Here is an 18,568-nt window from a genome sequence, read left to right on the forward strand (position 1 = left end):
AAACAGATTAAGCGACACCAGCGGTCGGCTTCTTCCGCGCTTCGCGGCGCAGATAGGCCGCAAGAATTCCCAGCGCGGCGGGAGTCATGCCGTCAAGACGTCCCGCCTGCCCCACAGTGTGTGGAAGCGCCGCTTTCAGCTTCGCCCGGGCCTCGTTGGACAGGCCGGGGACCGCATCATAGTCGATATCGACCAGTGCGAGACTCTCATCCCGCCGGAAAGCCTCAACATCGGTTGTCTGCCGCTTCAGATAGACATCATATTTGGCATCGATCTCGATATGAGTCCCGATCGCTGGGTCAATGGCCGATAATTCCGGCCAGATCCGGGTCACGCTCGCCCATCCGGTCTCCGGATAGGACAGGAGATCGAAAGCGGAGCGGCGTTGGCCGTCGTGATTGAGCGCAAAACCATGCTTCGCCGCCCCGTTCGGGGTAATCGAAAGCGCCTGGGTGAGCGCCTTGCCAGCTGCAAGAGCTTCCATCTTGGCGCGATGCCGGACGGCACGAACACTGCCGATACAACCCAGGGCGATACCCTTGTCGGTCAGGCGCTGGTCAGCGTTGTCGGCACGTAGTGTGAGGCGATATTCGGCCCGCGAGGTGAACATCCGATAGGGTTCGGAGATCCCCCGGGTGACCAGATCGTCGATCATTACGCCGAGATAGCCGTCAGCACGGTCGAATACGACCGGCGCGGCGCCACTCGCCGCGAGCGCCGCATTCAGACCCGCGACGAGACCCTGGGCGGCGGCTTCTTCGTAGCCGGTTGTGCCATTGATCTGGCCGGCCAGAAACAGGCCCGGCACGCGCTTGGTCTGCAGGGTCGGATCAAGTTCGCGCGGATCGACATGGTCATATTCGATCGCATAGCCCGGACGCGCCATACGGACCCGCTCCAGACCGGGGATCGAAGCCAAGATCGCAGCCTGAACCTCCTCGGGCAGCGAGGTCGAGATGCCGTTCGGATAGACTGTAGAGTCATCGAGGCCTTCCGGCTCCAGGAAGATCTGATGGCCGTCGCGATCGCCAAAGCGGACGATCTTGTCCTCGATGGACGGGCAATAGCGCGGCCCCGAGCTCTTGATCTGACCGGAATACATCGGCGAGCGATGGACATTGGCCCGGATCACCTCATGGGTCGCCGGTGTGGTGCGTGTGATGCCACACTGGATCTGCGGATTGGTGATCCGCTCGGTCATAACCGAAAACGGCTCTGGCGGATCGTCGGCAGACTGCATCTCGACCCCGGCCCAGTCGATGGTGGTCCCATCGAGCCTTGGTGGCGTGCCGGTCTTCAGACGTCCGAGTGTAAAGCCGACACGCTCGAACGCCCTGGATAGGCCGAGCGCCGGGGCTTCATCGATCCTGCCGGCGGGCCAATTCTTCTCGCCGAGATGGATCAAGCCGCGCAGGAAGGTGCCGGTGGTGATGACCACCGAGCCGGCAGCGACTTCGCGGCCATCGGCCAGGCGGATGCCAGCGACTCGGCCATTGACCATGAGCAGATCGTCGGCCTCGCCTTCGATCACGCTCAGATTTTCGGTGACGACGATCGCCGCCTGCATGGCTGCGGCATAAAGCTTGCGGTCGGCCTGGGTCCGCGGGCCGCGCACGGCCGGGCCCTTCTTGCGGTTGAGCATGCGGAACTGAATGCCGCCGGCATCGGCGACGCGCCCCATCAAACCGTCCAGCGCATCGACCTCGCGGACCAAATGACCTTTGCCGAGACCGCCGATGGCCGGGTTGCAGGACATCGCGCCAATGGTCGCAAACTGGTGTGTAACCAGAGCCGTGCGCGCGCCCAGCCGGGCAGCGGCAGCCGCGGCTTCGCAGCCGGCATGGCCTCCCCCGATCACGATGACGTCGAATTTGTCCTGCATGGCCGCAGCTTCTAGCGCGGGCGCGGTCAGGATTGAAGAGAAATCCACAGGCGATGTTTCACGTGAAACAAGGTTCCGGCGGACGCCTCAAAACAGCTCAGGGTGTTTCACGTGAAACACCCTCACCCCTCGTCATAGCGGGGATCCTTCCGACGAAGCAATCCAGCCTTCATTTTTGTACTGGGAACTCTCGCCCGTGGGTTGCTTCGCTCCATGCGCATGAGTGGCTGAAGGGGAGACGATTTATCATGAATATTAATTCATAACTTTAATAAATGAACTAATAAATATTACTTACCTATACAAAAGTCCCGAAAGATACTGTCCAGAACATCCTCGACGTCCACCCGCCCCAGCAAGCGCCCTAATTGCTGCGACGCAGCACGTAAATCCTCGGCAATGAATTCTTCACCCCGACCCGACGACCCCGCAGCATGCCGCAGCAAATCCGCCGTGCTGCGCAACAAACTCCGCTGGCGATCACGGGTGATCCATCCGGATTCACCGGAGCCGAAATATTGCGCGGCGAAATCCACCAGCAATCCCATGAGCTGAGGCAGCCCGTCGCCCCTTTCGGCCGAAATGGAAATCAACAGATCCGGACCTGCGGCTCCTGCCAGATCCATCTTGTTGCGTACGACCCAGACCGGCACGTCGGAACCTGACAGCCATTGATCGGGGTCAGACCCAGACGCCGCCGCGTCAACGAGCCAGAGCACGAGATCGGCCTCGGCCGCACGCCTCCGCGCCCGGCGTACGCCCTCCTCCTCCACCGGGTCAGCCGTCTCGCGAATGCCGGCCGTGTCGATGATGGTCACCGGATAGCCGTCCAGATCGAGCTGCACCTCGATGATGTCCCGGGTAGTCCCGGCATGCGGGGACACGATCGCCACATCGCGCCGGGCGAGCTGGTTCATCAATGTGGACTTGCCGACATTCGGCTGTCCCGCGATGGCCACAACCAGGCCATCCCGTAGGCGTTCACTACGCCCCTGAGCGGACAGCACGTCTTCGATTTCTCGATGAAGCGCCGACGCCTTCGCCAAAGCCGGCGCCAGCAGTTCTGCTGACACGTCACCCTCATCAGAAAAATCGATACCGACTTCCACCAGGGCCAGCGCCTCGATGATCTGCTGCCGCCAGTTACGCGCCTTGTCGCCGAGCAGTCCCTTCAGTTGCCGCAGCGCCTGACGCCGCTGTCGATCGGTGTCCGCGTGAATCAGATCGTCGAGGCCTTCCGCCTCGGTCAGGTCCAGCTTGCCGTTCTCGAAAGCGCGGCGGGTGAATTCGCCAGGTTCCGCCGGCCGCAAGCCATCGATGGCCGCCAGTGCTTCAAACAAGGAAGCCAGCACCGCGCGTCCGCCGTGGATATGAAATTCGGCGACGTCTTCCCCGGTCGCACTGGCCGGTCCCGGAAACCACAGCACCACCGCGTCGTCGATCGGGCCGAGCTTCTCGTCTGACAGCAGAACATGAGTCGCCAGTCGTGACGCTGGCAGGTTCTTCGCCAGACGCCCCAGGGCCTGCCCCGCCAGTGGACCCGACACGCGCACGATGGCGATCGCCGTCGGCGGTCGGCCGGAAGACAATGCGTAGATGGTCTGGTCGCGTGGGTGCATCGCCTATTTGACGATGCGGGTTACATGACGCAACGGGATTCTTGTGGGGAATTGCGAACCTTAGCCAAACATACACGGACCTCATCCTGAGGAGCGGTCGTCTTCGACCGCGTCTCGAAGGATGGCGACAAGCGAACGCATGGTTCGAGACGGCGCCGAAGTGCCGCCTCCTCACCATAAGGGCCGGTGTCTACTGGATCACCGGCTTTCGCGGATGATGACAATCGAGAGTGGGGCAACAAAAAAGCGCCGCTGCTCTCGCAACGGCGCCTTTGATAGCTTCGACCTGCTTCGAAATCAGGTGTTCATGGAATCGAAGAATTCCGAGTTGTTCTTCGTGTTGCGGAGCTTGTCCAGCAGGAAGTCGATGGCATCCATCGTGCCCATCGGATTGAGAATCCGGCGCAGCACATACATCTTCTTGAGCAGCTGCGGATCGGTAATGAGTTCTTCCTTGCGGGTGCCCGAGCGCGAGATATCGATCGCCGGGAAGGTCCGCTTGTCCGAAACCTTGCGGTCCAGGATGAGTTCCGAGTTACCGGTGCCCTTGAATTCTTCGAAGATGACTTCGTCCATACGGCTGCCGGTATCGACCAGCGCGGTGGCGATGATGGTCAGCGAACCACCTTCTTCCACGTTACGGGCGGCACCGAAGAAGCGCTTCGGACGCTGCAGCGCGTTGGCGTCGACACCACCGGTCAGCACCTTGCCGGACGACGGCACCACGGTGTTGTAGGCGCGGCCAAGACGGGTAATCGAATCCAGCAGGATGACGACGTCGCGGCCATGCTCGACCAGGCGCTTGGCCTTCTCGATCACCATTTCGGCGACCTGGACGTGACGTACCGCGGGCTCGTCGAAGGTCGAGGAAACGACTTCGCCCTTCACCGAACGCTGCATGTCGGTGACTTCTTCCGGACGTTCGTCGATCAGAAGAACGATCAGATAGCATTCCGGATGGTTGGCCGTGATCGAATGCGCGATGTTCTGCATCAGCACGGTCTTACCCGTACGCGGCGGCGCGACGATCAGTGCGCGCTGGCCCTTGCCGATCGGCGCGACGATATCGATGACACGCGCCGAGAGATCGCGGCGGGTCGAATCCTCCAGCTCGAGGCGGAAGCGCTGATCCGGGAAGAGCGGGGTGAGGTTGTCGAAATTGACCTTGTGCTTCGACTTCTCGGGATCTTCGAAATTGAGCGTATTGACCTTGAGCAAAGCGAAATAGCGCTCGCCTTCCTTCGGGCTGCGGATATGGCCTTCCACAGTATCGCCGGTACGCAGGCCAAAGCGGCGGATCTGCGAAGGCGAGACGTAGATGTCATCCGGGCCCGGCAGGTAATTCGCATCGGGCGACCGCAAGAAGCCGAAGCCGTCGGAGAGGACTTCTACCACGCCCTCGCCGATGATGTCGGTTTCCTTGATCGCGAGCTGCTTCAAGCTGGCGAACATCAGCTCCTGCTTGCGCATGGTGCTGGCATTTTCGACCCCGAGCTCTTCCGCAAACGAGACAAGCTCGGCTGGCGTCTTGGCCTTGAGGTCCTGGAGTTTCATTTCCCGCATTGGGAGGGGTCCTGTGGAAAGTCGGGGAGGGAGCGCAAGATAGCGGAGACGGATGCGGACGCTGGAAAAGATCAGGAAAGTCCGCAGGTCTCTGGCAAGGAAGTCTTGAGCGAGGAAGGTGCTGAAGAAACTTCAAACCTGATGCGGTGGCCGGTTCAAAAAAAAAACCGGTGCAAACCACATCCGCCTGCGTGGGGTGGGATGACGCGAATATAGAAAATCACAGGGTGTCGCGCAAGGAGCCGAAACGGCCGTTGTGATGAGAAATTTCGCCTAGAACGGCTTCACGATCACCAAAATCACGATCAGGATCATCAAAACTGTCGGTATCTCATTGAGAAAACGATAGAATTTAGAAGACCGCTTATTTTTATCCTGAGCAAAATCACGCACCCGGGCGCTCAGGAAGCCATGAACCCCGGACATCAGCAGCACCAGCGTCAGTTTGGCGTGAAACCAGCCCGCACTGAACCAGTGACCCGCCCAGGCGAGATACAGGCCGAGGATCCAGGTTGCGATCATCGCTGGGTTGATGATCGCCCTGAGCAGACGACGCTCCATCACCTTGAAGGTTTCGGATTGCTTCGAGCCGATCTCCGCATCGCAATGATAAACGAACAGTCGCGGCAGATAGAGCATGCCTGCCATCCACGAGATGACGGCGATCACATGCAGCGCCTTGGCCCATTCATACATTCGAAAGTTCTTTCCAGCATCACTGCGTCACATCGCACGTGCTGATACCGGAACATTTCACCGGAAAGCCGCGTTGCAGGACACGCCGATACAGAGCGGATCATCGCACTATCCGCAAGCCATCCTTCTCTTAAATAATATTTATAGAATCTTAGGTTTGAGTCTAAGTGACAGTGGATTTCAGCCGCCCAAAACAATCCCAGAACTGTCCCACGCTTATTCACATCGACGCGTGATTTTCCGTCAGCCGCTTGCATGCAATATCCATATGCAGCGCAAGGGCTTACCGTCGTCATGCACTGGATTATCCCAAGACAAACCCGGATAACCCCATTATCATTTCAGGCAGCCTCAGAGCTTTTCCTTTTCATGAGCCCTGTGAAGAAAAAACCGAGTTATCCCGGGCCTGCAGCGGCGGTGGTCGATATCCCGGAAAAGCTCCACAGAGATTCACAGGACATACACGATCATGGTGCCCACCACCGGCAGCTATTTTCATCTTCATCTGGTCTCCGATTCGACCGGTGAGACGCTGATCACGGTGGCCCGCGCCGTCGCGGCGCAATACGCCAATGTCACGCCCGTCGAACATGTCTACCCGCTGGTCCGCAGCCAGAAGCAACTCGATCGCGTGCTTTCCGAAATCGAGGAAGCGCCGGGCATCGTTCTCTTTACGCTGCTGGAAAAAGATCTCGTCGGCCGGCTAGAAGCCAAGTGCCAGGAAATCAACAGCCCGAGCCTGTCGATTATCGGGCCCGTGATGCAGCTTTTTCAGGCCTATCTCGGTGCGTCGACCACCGGCCGCGTCGGTGCGCAGCACACGCTCAATGCCGAATATTTCAAGCGTATTGACGCGCTGAATTATTCCATGATGCATGACGACGGCCAGCATGTTGAAGGCCTCGAAGAAGCCGACGTGGTTCTCGTTGGCGTATCGCGCACGTCGAAGACGCCAACATCGATCTATCTTGCCAATCGTGGTGTGCGCACGGCCAACGTGCCGCTCGTCCCCGGCATCCCCATTCCCCATCAGCTTGAGACGTTGAAAAACCCGCTGGTGGTCAGCCTGCACGCGACGCCGGAGCGGTTGATTCAGATTCGCCAGAATCGGCTTCTCAGCATTGGCAGCGACACAACCAATGACGACTATATCGATCGCCAGTCGGTCACCGACGAAGTGACCTATGCGCGCAAGCTCAGCGCCAAATATGGCTGGGCTTTATTGGAAGTGACACGTCGCTCGATCGAGGAAACCGCGGCGGCCATCATGAAACTGTTGGCCGATCGCCAGCGTCAGAGGATGTCCGAATGACCATTTGGTGCGGCGTGCAGCCGCTGATTCTGGCGTCGCAGAGTTTGGCCCGTCGTGAGTTGCTGGCCAATGCTGGTATTACGTTTGATGCGATGCCCGCGGATATAGACGAGCGCGACATTCAGCAGAAATCCGGATTGACGGCACCGGGCGAGATCGCAGCCTTGCTCGCCGAGCGGAAGGCCGCTTTCATCTCGCTGCGCCATCCCGGTCGCTATGTTCTTGGCGCCGACCAGACCCTGGCGCTGGGTGACAGGATGTTCAGCAAACCTGCAGGCCGCGAACAGGCTGCGGAACAACTCGCCGCACTTGCTGGCCGGACTCACGAATTGCATTCAGCACTCGCTGTCGTTTGCGATGGTGCGACGTTGTTCTCCAATGTCTCCGTGGCGCATATGACCATGCGCAAGCTGGATGATACCGCAATCAATGCCTATCTGGATGCCGCGGGCGACAGGGTGACGACGAGTGTCGGCGCCTATCAGCTTGAAGGGCTGGGTGTGCATCTGTTCGAGTTGATCGAAGGCGATCACTTTACAATTCTCGGTCTGCCACTACTGCCGCTGCTGAGTTTCCTGCGCGGCGAAGAGATGATCGCGATCTGATTTTAATGAGGGCTTGATGCGCGTATTGGGGCTGACGGGTTCGATCGGGATGGGCAAATCCACCACGGCGAAGTTGTTCATGGAAGCCGGGGTGCCAGTCTATGATGCCGATGCTACCGTGCACATGATCTATGAGGGTGAGGCTGCACCGCTGATTGAAGCGGCGTTTCCCGGAACCACCGTGAACGGCAAGGTCGATCGCACCAAGCTCTCGCCGCTGGTGGTGCACGATGCTGCCGCCATGAAGAAGCTGGAGCAGATCGTGCATCCCCTGCTCGGCGCCTATCACAGGAAGTTCCTGGACGATGCGGAAAAATCAGGCGCGCCGGTGGCGGTGGTCGATGTGCCCCTGCTCTATGAGACCGGTGGCGAAAAACGCGTCGATGCCGTGGTCGTGGTGTCGACCAATCCCGAGCAACAGCGTGAACGCATTCTCGCGCGCGAGGGTATGACAGCTGAGAAGCTTGATGCCATCCTGGCGCGTCAGCTGCCTGACGCCGAAAAGCGCAAGCGCGCCGACTTCGTGGTGGATACGTCGAACGGATTGGACCCTGTACGGGAGCAGATCCGTGAAATTCTCGCCGAGGCTGTTAAGATGCCACGCAGAAGACCCTGATTCCTGGGCCCTGATTGCCCCCTGATTCGACAACCGGCTTATTTCGATGCGCGAAATCGTCATGGATACCGAAACCACCGGTCTGGATCCCCTCCGGGGCGATCGACTGGTGGAAATCGGTTGCCTCGAAATCTTCAACCGGATGCCGACCGGCCAGACCTTCCATGTTTACATCAATCCCGAACGCGACATGCCGCAGGAAGCATTCAACGTGCACGGGCTGTCGGCCGAGTTCCTGTCGACCAAGCCGCTGTTTCACGAGGTGGTTGACGACTTCATGGCCTTCATCGGCGATTCGCCGCTGGTGATTCATAATGGCATGTTCGACCTCGGCTTCATCAATGCCGAACTCGATCGCATCAAGCGCCCGCCGGTGCCACGTGATCGTCTCGTCGATACGCTGCTGCTGGCGCGCCGCAAGCATCCTGGTGTGTCGAACAAGCTCGACGATCTCTGCGCCCGCTATGCGATCGACAATTCCCGCCGCACCAAGCACGGCGCACTGCTCGACTCCGAATTGCTGGCGGAGGTCTATATCGACCTGATCGGCGCCCGGCAGTCGCAACTGATTCTGGCGGACGAAGCACCTGCGCAGCCAACCGGCAGCATCAACGACGCTCCACGCCGCCAGCGCGAGGTTGCGCTCGCGCCGCGCGTGACCGAAGCGGATCGCATCGAACACCGCGCCTTTGTCGCGACCATGGGCGACAAGGCTATCTGGAATGAATTTCTGGGACCGGCGTCATAAAACGAAAATGGCCGGGACAAGCCCGGCCATGACGTAAACTGGTTGGCAAAAATCGCCGAACTTAGTTCGACTTGCCAGCCTCGGCCTGCCCCTGGCGTTCCATGTTCTGGCGATACAGACCGACGAAATCCACGGGATCGAGCATCAGCGGTGGGAAGCCGCCATCGCGCACCGCGGTGGCGATGATCTCACGGGCGAAGGGGAACAGCAGGCGCGGGCATTCGATCATGATCAGCGGGTGCAGGTTTTCCTGCGGCACGTTGACGATGCGGAACACACCGGCATAGGCCAGTTCGAACGAGAACAGCACCGAGCCGGCGTTCTCTGCCTTGCCCTCGACCGACAGCGTCACTTCATATTCGCTATCGGAGAGATTGTTGGCGCCGACATTGATCTGGATATTGATGTTCGGCTGCTGGGCCTGCGGCGCCAGCGAGGCCGGGGCGTTCGGATTCTCGAAGGAGAGATCCTTGGTGTACTGCGCCAGCACATTGAGCTGGGGGGGGGACTGCTCCGGAGGGGTACCGTTGCCGTTTGCCATCGAAAGTTCTCCTGAAGCGCTGTCGGGCGGGTGGAACCGGTTCGTCGCGGACCTCCGCGCGAACGGTCGAATGAGGTGATCGCGGCGAGTGGCTATCATAGGCCTGCGGCACTCCACAAGGATGCCGCGCCACAACCTGGACGCTAGAAAATCGCTGGTTTGACCCGTCACTTGGGCATGCAGGCGCAAAACCGGTCATATTCGTCCCGAATTCGCGTTAAATGACTGAAAGTGCGGGTTTTCTCGCCCGATCCGATTTCCTCCGCCGGACAAACGCGCTAGAATTTATCGAACCGGTTGTGGTCGAGGCTGCCGGCGCGAAGGCCGCTTTGCCGCAGCTCGACACGATGGCGCGCCATTGGCTGGGCTTAGTTTCATGTCTACATGGAGCAGGTCCGCCCATGATGCGATCTCCCGACCTTGGGGAAGCCGATTTCAGGACTGCGATGGGCGGCATAGTCTTCCGCCGGGCATGCCCGGCACCGATCAGAAAGCAATAAGACGTGGACATTTACACCATCATCTTCCTGGCACTGGCGGTCTTCATTTTCATCCGCCTGCGCAATGTGCTCGGACAGCGCACCGGCGAGGAGCGTCCGCCCTTCGACCGTGCTGCGCGTGATGTTCTGCCGCCCGAAGGCAATGTCGTGCCGATGCCGGGCGGTCCCATCGATCAGGCTGCGCCGGCACCAGCCGCCGACGTCTCTCCCGCCGAGCGCTGGAAGGGCATCACCGAACCGGGCACACCGCTTGCCGCGGGTCTCGATGCCATTGTGGAACAGGATTCGTCGTTCGATCCCCGCCATTTCCTTACTGGCGCCAAGGGCGCCTATGAAATGATCGTGCTGGCCTTTGCCAATGGCGATCGCCGCTCGCTGAAGGACTTGTTGTCGTCGGAAGTGTTCGACAGCTTCGATGCCGTCATCAAGGACCGCGAGAAGAACGAGCAGAAGACCGAGACCCGTTTCGTGTCGATCGACAAGGCCGAACTGGTTGGCGCCGAAGTGCGCGATCGCGCGGCGCAGCTCACCGTGCGTTTCGTGTCGCAGATGATCTCCGTGACCCGCGACAAGACTGGTGCCGTGGTCGACGGCAATGCCGATAAGGTCAGCGACATTACCGACGTCTGGACATTTGCCCGCGACATCACTTCGCGCGATCCGAACTGGAAGCTGGTTGGCACCGGCAGCGTGCAGTAACGCTGCCAGGCTCGGCCGGCTTGCCGCGCTGTGCGTGATTGCTGCTGCGTTGGTCCCCGCCTCGGCAGACGCACGGGCTCGGCGTCAAGCCAAGCACGCCAAACATGATCCTGCACAATTCGTGTATGTCCCGCGGCACAATCCTCCGCGGGAATGGCCGTTCGAATTCACCGGCAGCCAGTATGAGCCCGTTGCCTGGGCCGATATCGCTGGCTGGCGTGACGACGATCACCTCCTCGCCTTCCAGGCGTTTCGCACCAGCTGCAAGCCGATCGTTGCTCAACGCAATCCGCCAACGGATTCGAAGGCGCTCGGCACGACGCTCCGCGATCCCTGCCGTACTGCCAGGAGCAGCGATATTTCCGACAGTGCCAAGGCCCGCGCCTTCTTCGAAGACCATTTCCTGCCGCTGCGAATCTCGCGTCTCGGCGAGCCCGAGGGTTTTGTCACCGGCTATTACGAGCCGGTCATCGACGGTTCACGCACAAAGACAGACGTCTACACCGTGCCGGTCTATCGCCGCCCTTCAAACCTGTTCGTGCGCGGCTATAGCCAGTCATCCGCCAGCATGCCGAATGGCGGCGATGTGTTTCGCAAGATCGGTCGCCGCAAGCTCGTGCCCTATTACGATCGCGGTGAGATCGAGGATGGCGCGATTGCGGGGCGCGGACTCGAAATCGTCTGGCTGAAGAGTCAGACCGATCTGCTGTTCACCCAGATCCAGGGCTCGGCACGCGTGCGCCTCGAAGACGGCGGCATGGTGCGGATCAATTACGATGCGCATAATGGCTATCGCTACACGCCGGTCGGCCGCGTGCTGATCGATCGTGGCATCATTCCGCGCGAACAGATGTCGATGCAGCGCATCCGTCAATACATGGAAGAAAATCCGGATGCTGCGAGTGAACTGCGCCGGCAAAATCGGTCCTATGTGTTCTTCCGCGAGGTGCAGCTCTCCGACAAGGACGAAGCCGTCGGCGCCCAAGGCGTGCCGCTGACGCCGGGCCGATCTATCGCCGTCGACAAGTCGCTGCATGTCTATGGCACGCCGTTTTTCATCGAAGGCGATCTGCCGGTGAATTCGGAGACGGCAAAGACGCCGTTCCGTCGCCTCATGGTGGCGCAGGATACGGGCTCAGCCATCATCGGCCCGGCTCGCGCCGATCTGTATTTCGGCGCCGGTGCCGAGGCGGGCCGTGTCGCCGGCCGCATGCGCCATCCCGCGCGTTTTGTGATGCTAGTACCGAAGAGTCTCGATCCCTCTGCGCGCGGCCATCACATGCCGCTGCCCGATGCGCGCCCTTCGGCGGTCATTGCAAAGCTGTTTCCGCAGACGGAGCCTAAACCCGTCGAAGCGCCAAAGTCCGAGATCACGACGGTCGACAATAAAGCTGCCGCCAAGTCGAATGCGACTGCAACGGCCAAGCCTGACACATCATCATCCGCAGCCAAAGCTCCTGCACCGGGCGTCACCAGCGCACCGCCTCTGCCCGCTGCTAAACCAGTTGCGGCTGGAGCCGCGGTGGTCCCGATGGCGGCAACGCCTGCTCCAGCCGCAGTGCCATTGCCCGAAGCACGCCCGCAGGCGGCGCCTCAGGAGACCCGCCAGGCTGCGGCCGGGGCGAAACCCCAAGTGAAGTCTGAAGTGAAATCCGACGTGCAGCCGGAGATGAGGCCCGAAGCAAAAACCAGGCGCGCCAAACCGAAGCGCCGTGTGTATCGTCGTGCGCCACAGCAGCCGCAGTCCCTGTTCCGTTTCCCCTGGCAATGAAGCGTTCACGCCCGCCGCAACTCATTGATCCCGTAGTGTCGCGCCGTCGTCGCGCGCTGAGCGAGGAAGAGCGTGAGCTTTGGGAACTGGTTGCCAAGCAGGTCAAGCCGCTGCGCAAGAAGCGTGTGGTCAAGCCTGAGCCAGTGGAAGACGCGCCCGTACCTGTGAAAGTAGCGGCGCCCAAGAGGACTGCTTCAGCGCCGCCAATAGCCGTCAAACCCGCAAAGCCGCCACCGCCGCCTGTGCCACCATTGGCGCCGCTTGGCCGCCGCGAACGTTCGCAATTGTCGCGCGGCCGCAAGGAGATCGATGCGCGGATTGACCTGCACGGCATGACGCAGACGCGCGCGCATCACGCGCTGTCCGCATTCCTGCATCGGGCAAGTCACGAAGGTCTCACCTTCGTTCTGGTCATCACCGGCAAGGGCCGCACGGTAGGTCCTGAAGCCGAACGGGGCATCCTGCGCCGTCAGGTGCCGCTCTGGCTGGGATTGCCGGAATTCCGGTCGCTGGTGGTGGGATTCGAGGAAGCGCATACCGGGCACGGCGGTGCGGGCGCGCTGTATGTGCGGATCAGGCGGACAAGGTAGCCACAAGCTTGTCATTCGGGGATGCCCGCAAGGCGGCGGAGCCGACTGAAGTGCAGACCCGGAATCTCGCAGCGATTGGGGCCGCGCGAGGTTCGAGGTTCGCGCAAGGGCACGCCCTCAGCCACTCCAATCGGAGTGGCGGGGGACGACGAGATTGGCGAACTACAAAATAAACCGGCTCAAATCCGAATTTTTCGCCAGATCCCCCACATGCTTCTGCACATAGGCTGCATCGACCCGGATGGTCTCGCCGTTGCGATCCGGCGCCGCGAAGGAAATCTCGTCGAGCACGCGCTCCATCACCGTCTGCAAGCGTCGTGCGCCGATATTCTCGACGGTTGAATTCACCGCAACAGCAACATCGGCCAGCGCATCGATGGCATCATCCGCAAACTCAAGCGTCACGCCTTCGGTCTGCAGCAGCGCGACGTATTGCTTGATCAGTGACGCTTCCGGCTCGGTAAGAATGCGGCGCATGTCATCGCGGGTCAGCGGGTTGAGCTCGACGCGGATCGGCAGGCGGCCCTGCAGTTCCGGCAGCAGGTCTGACGGCTTGGCGATATGGAACGCGCCGGAGGCGATGAACAGGATGTGGTCGGTCTTCACCGCGCCGTGCTTGGTGGAGACCGTGGTGCCCTCGATCAGCGGCAGCAGGTCGCGCTGCACGCCTTCGCGCGAAACTTCGCCACCGCTGCGGCCATCGCGCACGCAGATCTTGTCGATTTCATCAAGGAACACGATTCCGTTGTTCTCGACTACGTTGATGGCCTCCTGCACCAGTGCGTCGCTGTCGAGCAGCTTGTCGGCCTCCTCATTCACCAGCGGCTCATGCGCATCTTCGACACGGAGGCGGCGCGTCTTGGTGCCCTTGCCCATCTTGCCGAAGATATCGCCGATCGAGATCGCGCCCATCTGCGCGCCGGGCATGCCCGGGATTTCGAACATCGAGGGGCCGCCGGAGGACTGCACCTCGATCTCGATTTCCTTGTCGTTGAGCTCGCCGGCGCGAAGCTTCTTGCGAAACGATTCTTTCGTGGCCGCGCTCGCGGTGGCGCCCACCAGTGCATCGACCACGCGATCTTCTGCCGCGAGTTGCGCGCGGGCCTGGACGTCCTTGCGCTTGCGCTCGCGGGTCAGCGAGATCGCGACCTCGACGAGATCCCGGATGATCTGCTCGACGTCGCGGCCGACATAGCCGACCTCGGTGAATTTGGTGGCCTCAACCTTGATGAACGGTGCGCCAGCGAGCTTCGCCAGCCGGCGTGCGATCTCGGTCTTGCCGACGCCGGTGGGACCGATCATCAATATGTTCTTCGGCAGCACTTCTTCGCGGAGCGATCCGGTCAGTTGCAGGCGCCGCCAGCGATTGCGCAGCGCGATTGACACGGCGCGCTTGGCGTCGTGCTGGCCGACGATGAACCGGTCAAGTTCGCTAACGATTTCGCGGGGAGAAAAGTCGCTCATGTTACTCTACGTAGGTTGAGAAGGGCGTTGGGACAAGCGGATCAAATGATGGGTGGTCCGGCCTGCCAGGTTCGGATCGCTTCGAATGGATGAATCAGCATGATCACGTTCAAAGTGAGATTGTCGCGAATGTGCAGGCCGACCAGAATCTCGAATAGCAGTGCGATTGCGACGGTCGCGGCGACCGGCAGCTTCCGCGCCAGGATGAAGCCCGTGATCATCGACAGTGTATCAGCCAGTGAATTGACGATGCTGTCGCCGAAGTAATCCAGCGACATCGTGCCCGCGCGATAGCGCTCGATGATCCAGCTCGAATTCTCCAGCAGCTCCCAGCCGCCTTCGATGAGCATGGCGACGATCAGGCGCGCGATCCAGGACAGTTGCGGAAATAGCAACCAGGTGGCGGCGTAGAACAGGAAGCCATGAATGATATGGGAAAAAGTGTACCAGTCCGTGAGGTGCTGGGAGTTCTCCGAACTCAGCACCACGCCATGCCAGAGTTTTACATAGCCGCAGGCGCAGATCGGCAATCGCCCCATCGCCAAAAGAAGAGCCGCCTGCAGCGCGAGCAGGCTCAGCGCGATCAGGGCGCCCTGCTTGACCGAGAGACCGGTGACAGACGGCGCGCGGGTATCGTGACCCGCGCCGGTCATGCCTCCAGCATTTCCAGCGTCACGTTGCGGTTGGTATAGACGCAGATGTCCGCCGCGATATCGAGCGACTTGCGCACGATGGTCTCGGCATCCTGATCGGTATCGACCAGCGCCCTCGCCGCCGCCAGCGCGTAATTGCCGCCGGAGCCGATGGCCATCACGCCGGCTTCCGGCTCCAGCACGTCGCCGGTGCCGGTCAGCACCAGCGAAACGTCCTTGTCGGCGACGATCATCATGGCTTCCAGCCGGCGCAGATACCGGTCGGTGCGCCAGTCCTTGGCGAGCTCGACCGCCGCCCGGGTCAATTGGCCGGGATACTGTTCCAGTTTCGCCTCCAGTCGCTCGAACAGGGTGAAGGCGTCCGCCGTGGCGCCGGCAAAGCCGCCGATCACGTCGCCTTTGCCCAGTTTACGGACCTTTTTGGCGTTGGATTTGATGACCGTCTGGCCGATCGAGACCTGGCCGTCGCCGCCGATCACGACTTTACCGCCCTTGCGGACGGTCAGGATGGTGGTGCCGTGCCAGACGGGGGATGATCCGTCATGGGAGGCCGAATAGGATGCGTTCATGGAAACCCTCTTGAGCGCCTGATCTAGGCACGGATACCGGCCGTTGCAAATCCGGCGAGGAAGGATAGGCCAGTGGCCGGTCGGCGCGGATTCCGGTCACCATAGGGGCAAAGATCGGTCCGGAATCGGCTCTCCCGCGGTAGCGAAGGTGTCATCTCCCTGTTAAAAGGACGCGTTTTCAGCAGGCGGAGAGGCGTTTTCATGCGCACGGCGACGATCAAGCGCAAAACCAAGGAAACCGATATCGAGGTCTCTGTGAACCTCGACGGCACCGGCGTGTCCAAATCGACCACCGGAATTGGTTTCTTCGACCATATGCTCGATCTGCTCGCCCGCCATTCCCGCATCGACGTCACGGTGAAGGCGGTCGGCGACCTCCATGTCGATTTCCACCACACCACCGAGGATGTCGGCATCGCGCTCGGCCAGGCGGTCAAGCAGGCGCTCGGCGATATGGCCGGAATCACCCGCTATGCCTCGGTCTATATGCCGATGGACGAGACCCTGACCCGGGTGGCGCTGGATATTTCCGGCCGGCCGGTGCTGGTGTTCAAGTCCGCCTTCCCGACCCAAAAGATAGGCGAATTCGACACCGAACTGGTGCGCGAGTGGTTCAATGCCTTTGCCGGCAATGCGGGCGTGACTTTGCACGTCGAAACCCTATATGGCGAGAACAGCCATCACATTGCCGAATCCTGCTTCAAGGGTCTGGCGCGGGCACTGCGGACGGCCGTTGCGATAGATCCGCGCAATGCCGGCGAAGTGCCATCCACCAAGGGTCAGCTCGGCGGCTGATCGGCCTCTACGGTTCCGGGCGGAGTTTGCCATGCCGGTCTACACAGTTCATGCGCCTCGCGGCGCCGGCCCTGAGCCGTTTTCAGCGACGGACAGGTTCGAGTTCGTGCGCGATGGATTCCATGTCTGGGCGTTCCTCGCCGGCCTGATCTGGCTGATCTATCATCGGCTGTGGTGGGCGCTACTCGGCTATGTCGTTCTGTCGGTCGCAGGCGAAGTCGCATTGTCGCTGCTGAAGGTCGATATCGGCGCGCGCTTTATCGTGATGCTGCTGTTTGCGCTGCTGATGGGCTTCGAGGCCGCCAGTCTGCGACGCTGGACTCTGTCGCGCGGAAAGTGGCGTCAGCTCGATGTGGTCGTCGCCGATAACAAGGATGCCGCCGAGCGCCGCTTCTTCGATCGCTGGACGACGCAGCACCACGCCGTCAACGACCAGTGGGCGAGCGATCGTGGCGGTCCGCCGCCGACGCGTCACATGCCCGGCCAAGCATTCTCTCGTCCGCCGTCTCCGGCGCAAAACGACATCATCGGGTTATTCCCGCAACCGGGAGTGACACGGTGAGCGTTGCCATTATCGATTACGGCTCCGGTAACCTGCACTCGGCGGCAAAGGCGTTCGAGCGCGCCGCGCGCAGTATGGATGTGCCGGAGAAAATCATCGTCACGCGCGATCCAGAAGCCGTGTTTCGCGCCGATCGCATCGTGCTGCCCGGCGTCGGCGCCTTTGCGGATTGCCGTAAGGGACTGGATTCGCTGGACGGCATGGTCGAGGCCATGACCGAAGCGGTGCGCGACAAGGCCAGACCTTTTTTCGGCATCTGTGTCGGCATGCAGCTGATGGCGACCAGGGGCAAGGAGCACGTCACGACCGACGGGCTGGGCTGGATCGCCGGCGATGTCGAGAAGATCAAACCTCGCGAAGAAAATCTGAAGATCCCGCATATGGGATGGAATACGCTCGATATGGTGCGAGAGCATGCGGTGCTGGAGCGCCTGCCGCTCGGGCCGAAGGGCCGCCACGCCTATTTCGTGCATTCCTATCACCTGAATGCGGTCAACGAGGCCGATGTGCTGGCGCGCGCCGACTACGGCGGTCCCATCACTGCCATCGTTGGCAAGGACACCGCGATCGGTACGCAATTTCATCCCGAAAAGAGCCAGCGCTTTGGGTTGGCCCTGATTTCGAACTTTCTGAAGTGGAAGCCGTGATTCTCTTTCCCGCCATCGATCTGAAAAACGGCCAGTGCGTTCGCCTGGAACAGGGCGACATGGCGCGCGCCACTGTGTTCAACCTCAATCCCGCAGCGCAGGCGCGCGACTTCGAGACGCAAGGCTTCGAATACCTCCACGTTGTCGATCTCGACGGCGCCTTTGCCGGCAAGCCGGTGAATGCGCAGGCGGTGGAAGAGATGCTGAAGGTCGTCAAGATGCCGGTGCAGCTCGGCGGCGGCATTCGCGATCTCAAGACCGTCGAAGCCTGGCTCTCCAAGGGCATCACCCGCGTTATCATCGGCACGGCTGCGGTGCGCGATCCCGCTTTGGTGAAGGAAGCCGCGAAGAAATTCCCTGGCAAGGTCGCCGTCGGCCTCGATGCGCGCGATGGCAAGGTTGCCGTTGAGGGCTGGGCCGAGACCTCGACTGTCACCGCACTGGAAATCGCGCAGCGCTTTGAAGACGCCGGCGTTGCCGCCATCATCTTCACCGACATCGCGCGCGATGGTCTCCTCAAGGGTATCAATTGGGATGCGACGATTGCGCTCGCCGACTCGATTTCAATTCCGGTGATCGCCTCGGGCGGCCTCGCCTCTATCGATGATATCAAGGCCATGCTTGAGCCACGCGCTGCGAAGCTCGAAGGCGCGATCTCCGGCCGTGCACTGTATGACGGGCGGATTGATCCGGCCGAGGCGCTGTCGCTGATCAAGCAGTCACGGGCGGCATAGGA

Annotated in this window: 19 protein-coding genes; 11 read left to right on the forward strand and 8 right to left on the reverse strand. The window is 61.0% G+C overall.

All coding sequences use genetic code 11. The annotated features are described in order from the left end of the window. Window positions 1-7: 7 nt before the first annotated feature. From mnmG to hemJ, 4 genes are all read right to left on the reverse strand, one after another. Window positions 8-1,882: a tRNA uridine-5-carboxymethylaminomethyl(34) synthesis enzyme MnmG gene (gene mnmG, locus ACEK02_RS20475; protein WP_371423400.1), complete on the reverse strand. Its 1,875-nt coding sequence runs from the start codon at window positions 1,880-1,882 to the stop codon at window positions 8-10. Window positions 1,883-2,172: 290 nt separating this feature from the next. Further along, the gene (gene mnmE / locus ACEK02_RS20480; RefSeq protein WP_371423401.1) at window positions 2,173-3,501 is read right to left on the reverse strand and encodes a tRNA uridine-5-carboxymethylaminomethyl(34) synthesis GTPase MnmE; all 1,329 of its coding nucleotides are present in this window, start codon (window positions 3,499-3,501) and stop codon (window positions 2,173-2,175) included. A gap of 297 nt (window positions 3,502-3,798) precedes the next feature. Then, entirely contained in the window at window positions 3,799-5,064 is a 1,266-nt protein-coding gene (rho, locus tag ACEK02_RS20485; protein WP_068730228.1) for a transcription termination factor Rho, read from the reverse strand. Window positions 5,065-5,337: 273 nt separating this feature from the next. Next, window positions 5,338-5,760 (reverse strand): protoporphyrinogen oxidase HemJ, encoded by a 423-nt coding sequence (gene hemJ, locus ACEK02_RS20490; RefSeq protein ID WP_371423402.1) that lies wholly within the window; start codon window positions 5,758-5,760, stop codon window positions 5,338-5,340. Window positions 5,761-6,232: 472 nt separating this feature from the next. Between hemJ and ACEK02_RS20495 the strand changes: the two genes are divergently transcribed. Genes ACEK02_RS20495 through dnaQ form a run of 4 tightly spaced genes read left to right on the forward strand, consistent with a single transcriptional unit; the run spans window position 6,233 to window position 9,041 of the window. Then, window positions 6,233-7,072, forward strand: coding sequence for a pyruvate, water dikinase regulatory protein (locus ACEK02_RS20495; RefSeq protein ID WP_149530365.1), 840 nt, complete (start codon window positions 6,233-6,235; stop codon window positions 7,070-7,072). Continuing rightward, window positions 7,069-7,677 (forward strand): Maf family protein, encoded by a 609-nt coding sequence (locus ACEK02_RS20500; RefSeq protein ID WP_371423403.1) that lies wholly within the window; start codon window positions 7,069-7,071, stop codon window positions 7,675-7,677. The genes ACEK02_RS20495 and ACEK02_RS20500 overlap by 4 nt, the downstream gene beginning before the upstream one ends. 16 nt (window positions 7,678-7,693) lie before the next feature. Next, complete coding sequence (gene coaE / locus ACEK02_RS20505) at window positions 7,694-8,293, forward strand: dephospho-CoA kinase (protein WP_371423404.1); 600 nt, start codon at window positions 7,694-7,696, stop codon at window positions 8,291-8,293. A 46-nt stretch (window positions 8,294-8,339) separates the two neighbouring features. Continuing rightward, the gene (dnaQ, locus tag ACEK02_RS20510) at window positions 8,340-9,041 is read left to right on the forward strand and encodes a DNA polymerase III subunit epsilon (protein WP_371423405.1); all 702 of its coding nucleotides are present in this window, start codon (window positions 8,340-8,342) and stop codon (window positions 9,039-9,041) included. 61 nt (window positions 9,042-9,102) lie between these two features. On the opposite strand, the gene secB is transcribed toward dnaQ, so the two are convergent. Continuing rightward, window positions 9,103-9,582, reverse strand: coding sequence for a protein-export chaperone SecB (gene secB / locus ACEK02_RS20515; RefSeq protein ID WP_371423406.1), 480 nt, complete (start codon window positions 9,580-9,582; stop codon window positions 9,103-9,105). Between the two features lie 503 nt (window positions 9,583-10,085). On the opposite strand from secB, the gene ACEK02_RS20520 reads away from it, so the two are divergent. From ACEK02_RS20520 to ACEK02_RS20530, 3 genes are read left to right on the forward strand one after another with little or no spacing between them, the layout of a single operon-like run. Continuing rightward, window positions 10,086-10,781, forward strand: a complete 696-nt coding sequence (locus ACEK02_RS20520) for a Tim44/TimA family putative adaptor protein (protein ID WP_371423407.1) — start codon at window positions 10,086-10,088, stop codon at window positions 10,779-10,781. Then, the gene (locus ACEK02_RS20525) at window positions 10,759-12,552 is read left to right on the forward strand and encodes an MltA domain-containing protein (RefSeq protein WP_371423408.1); all 1,794 of its coding nucleotides are present in this window, start codon (window positions 10,759-10,761) and stop codon (window positions 12,550-12,552) included. Before ACEK02_RS20520 ends, ACEK02_RS20525 begins: the two co-directional genes overlap by 23 nt. Continuing rightward, complete coding sequence (locus tag ACEK02_RS20530; RefSeq protein ID WP_371423409.1) at window positions 12,549-13,142, forward strand: Smr/MutS family protein; 594 nt, start codon at window positions 12,549-12,551, stop codon at window positions 13,140-13,142. The genes ACEK02_RS20525 and ACEK02_RS20530 overlap by 4 nt, the downstream gene beginning before the upstream one ends. A gap of 162 nt (window positions 13,143-13,304) precedes the next feature. On the opposite strand, the gene hslU is transcribed toward ACEK02_RS20530, so the two are convergent. The 3 genes from hslU to hslV are packed head-to-tail and all read right to left on the reverse strand — an operon-like array spanning window position 13,305 to window position 15,828. Beyond that, entirely contained in the window at window positions 13,305-14,606 is a 1,302-nt protein-coding gene (gene hslU, locus ACEK02_RS20535; RefSeq protein WP_371423410.1) for an ATP-dependent protease ATPase subunit HslU, read from the reverse strand. A gap of 41 nt (window positions 14,607-14,647) precedes the next feature. Further along, a complete protein-coding gene (locus ACEK02_RS20540; protein WP_371423411.1) occupies window positions 14,648-15,259 on the reverse strand; it encodes a DUF2585 domain-containing protein in 612 nt (203 codons plus the stop codon). Beyond that, complete coding sequence (hslV, locus tag ACEK02_RS20545; protein WP_068730238.1) at window positions 15,256-15,828, reverse strand: ATP-dependent protease subunit HslV; 573 nt, start codon at window positions 15,826-15,828, stop codon at window positions 15,256-15,258. The genes ACEK02_RS20540 and hslV overlap by 4 nt, the downstream gene beginning before the upstream one ends. 201 nt (window positions 15,829-16,029) lie before the next feature. On the opposite strand from hslV, the gene hisB reads away from it, so the two are divergent. Genes hisB through hisA form a run of 4 tightly spaced genes read left to right on the forward strand, consistent with a single transcriptional unit; the run spans window position 16,030 to window position 18,566 of the window. Next, window positions 16,030-16,623, forward strand: a complete 594-nt coding sequence (hisB, locus tag ACEK02_RS20550; RefSeq protein WP_371423412.1) for an imidazoleglycerol-phosphate dehydratase HisB — start codon at window positions 16,030-16,032, stop codon at window positions 16,621-16,623. A 31-nt stretch (window positions 16,624-16,654) separates the two neighbouring features. Continuing rightward, complete coding sequence (locus ACEK02_RS20555) at window positions 16,655-17,185, forward strand: DUF2628 domain-containing protein (RefSeq protein WP_371423413.1); 531 nt, start codon at window positions 16,655-16,657, stop codon at window positions 17,183-17,185. Next, the gene (hisH, locus tag ACEK02_RS20560) at window positions 17,182-17,832 is read left to right on the forward strand and encodes an imidazole glycerol phosphate synthase subunit HisH (protein ID WP_371423414.1); all 651 of its coding nucleotides are present in this window, start codon (window positions 17,182-17,184) and stop codon (window positions 17,830-17,832) included. The genes ACEK02_RS20555 and hisH overlap by 4 nt, the downstream gene beginning before the upstream one ends. Further along, a complete protein-coding gene (gene hisA / locus ACEK02_RS20565; protein WP_371423415.1) occupies window positions 17,829-18,566 on the forward strand; it encodes a 1-(5-phosphoribosyl)-5-[(5-phosphoribosylamino)methylideneamino]imidazole-4-carboxamide isomerase in 738 nt (245 codons plus the stop codon). Before hisH ends, hisA begins: the two co-directional genes overlap by 4 nt. Window positions 18,567-18,568: the final 2 nt, after the last annotated feature.

It is taken from the genome of Tardiphaga sp. (assembly GCF_041424195.1).
Taxonomy (GTDB): Bacteria; Pseudomonadota; Alphaproteobacteria; order Rhizobiales; family Xanthobacteraceae; genus Tardiphaga.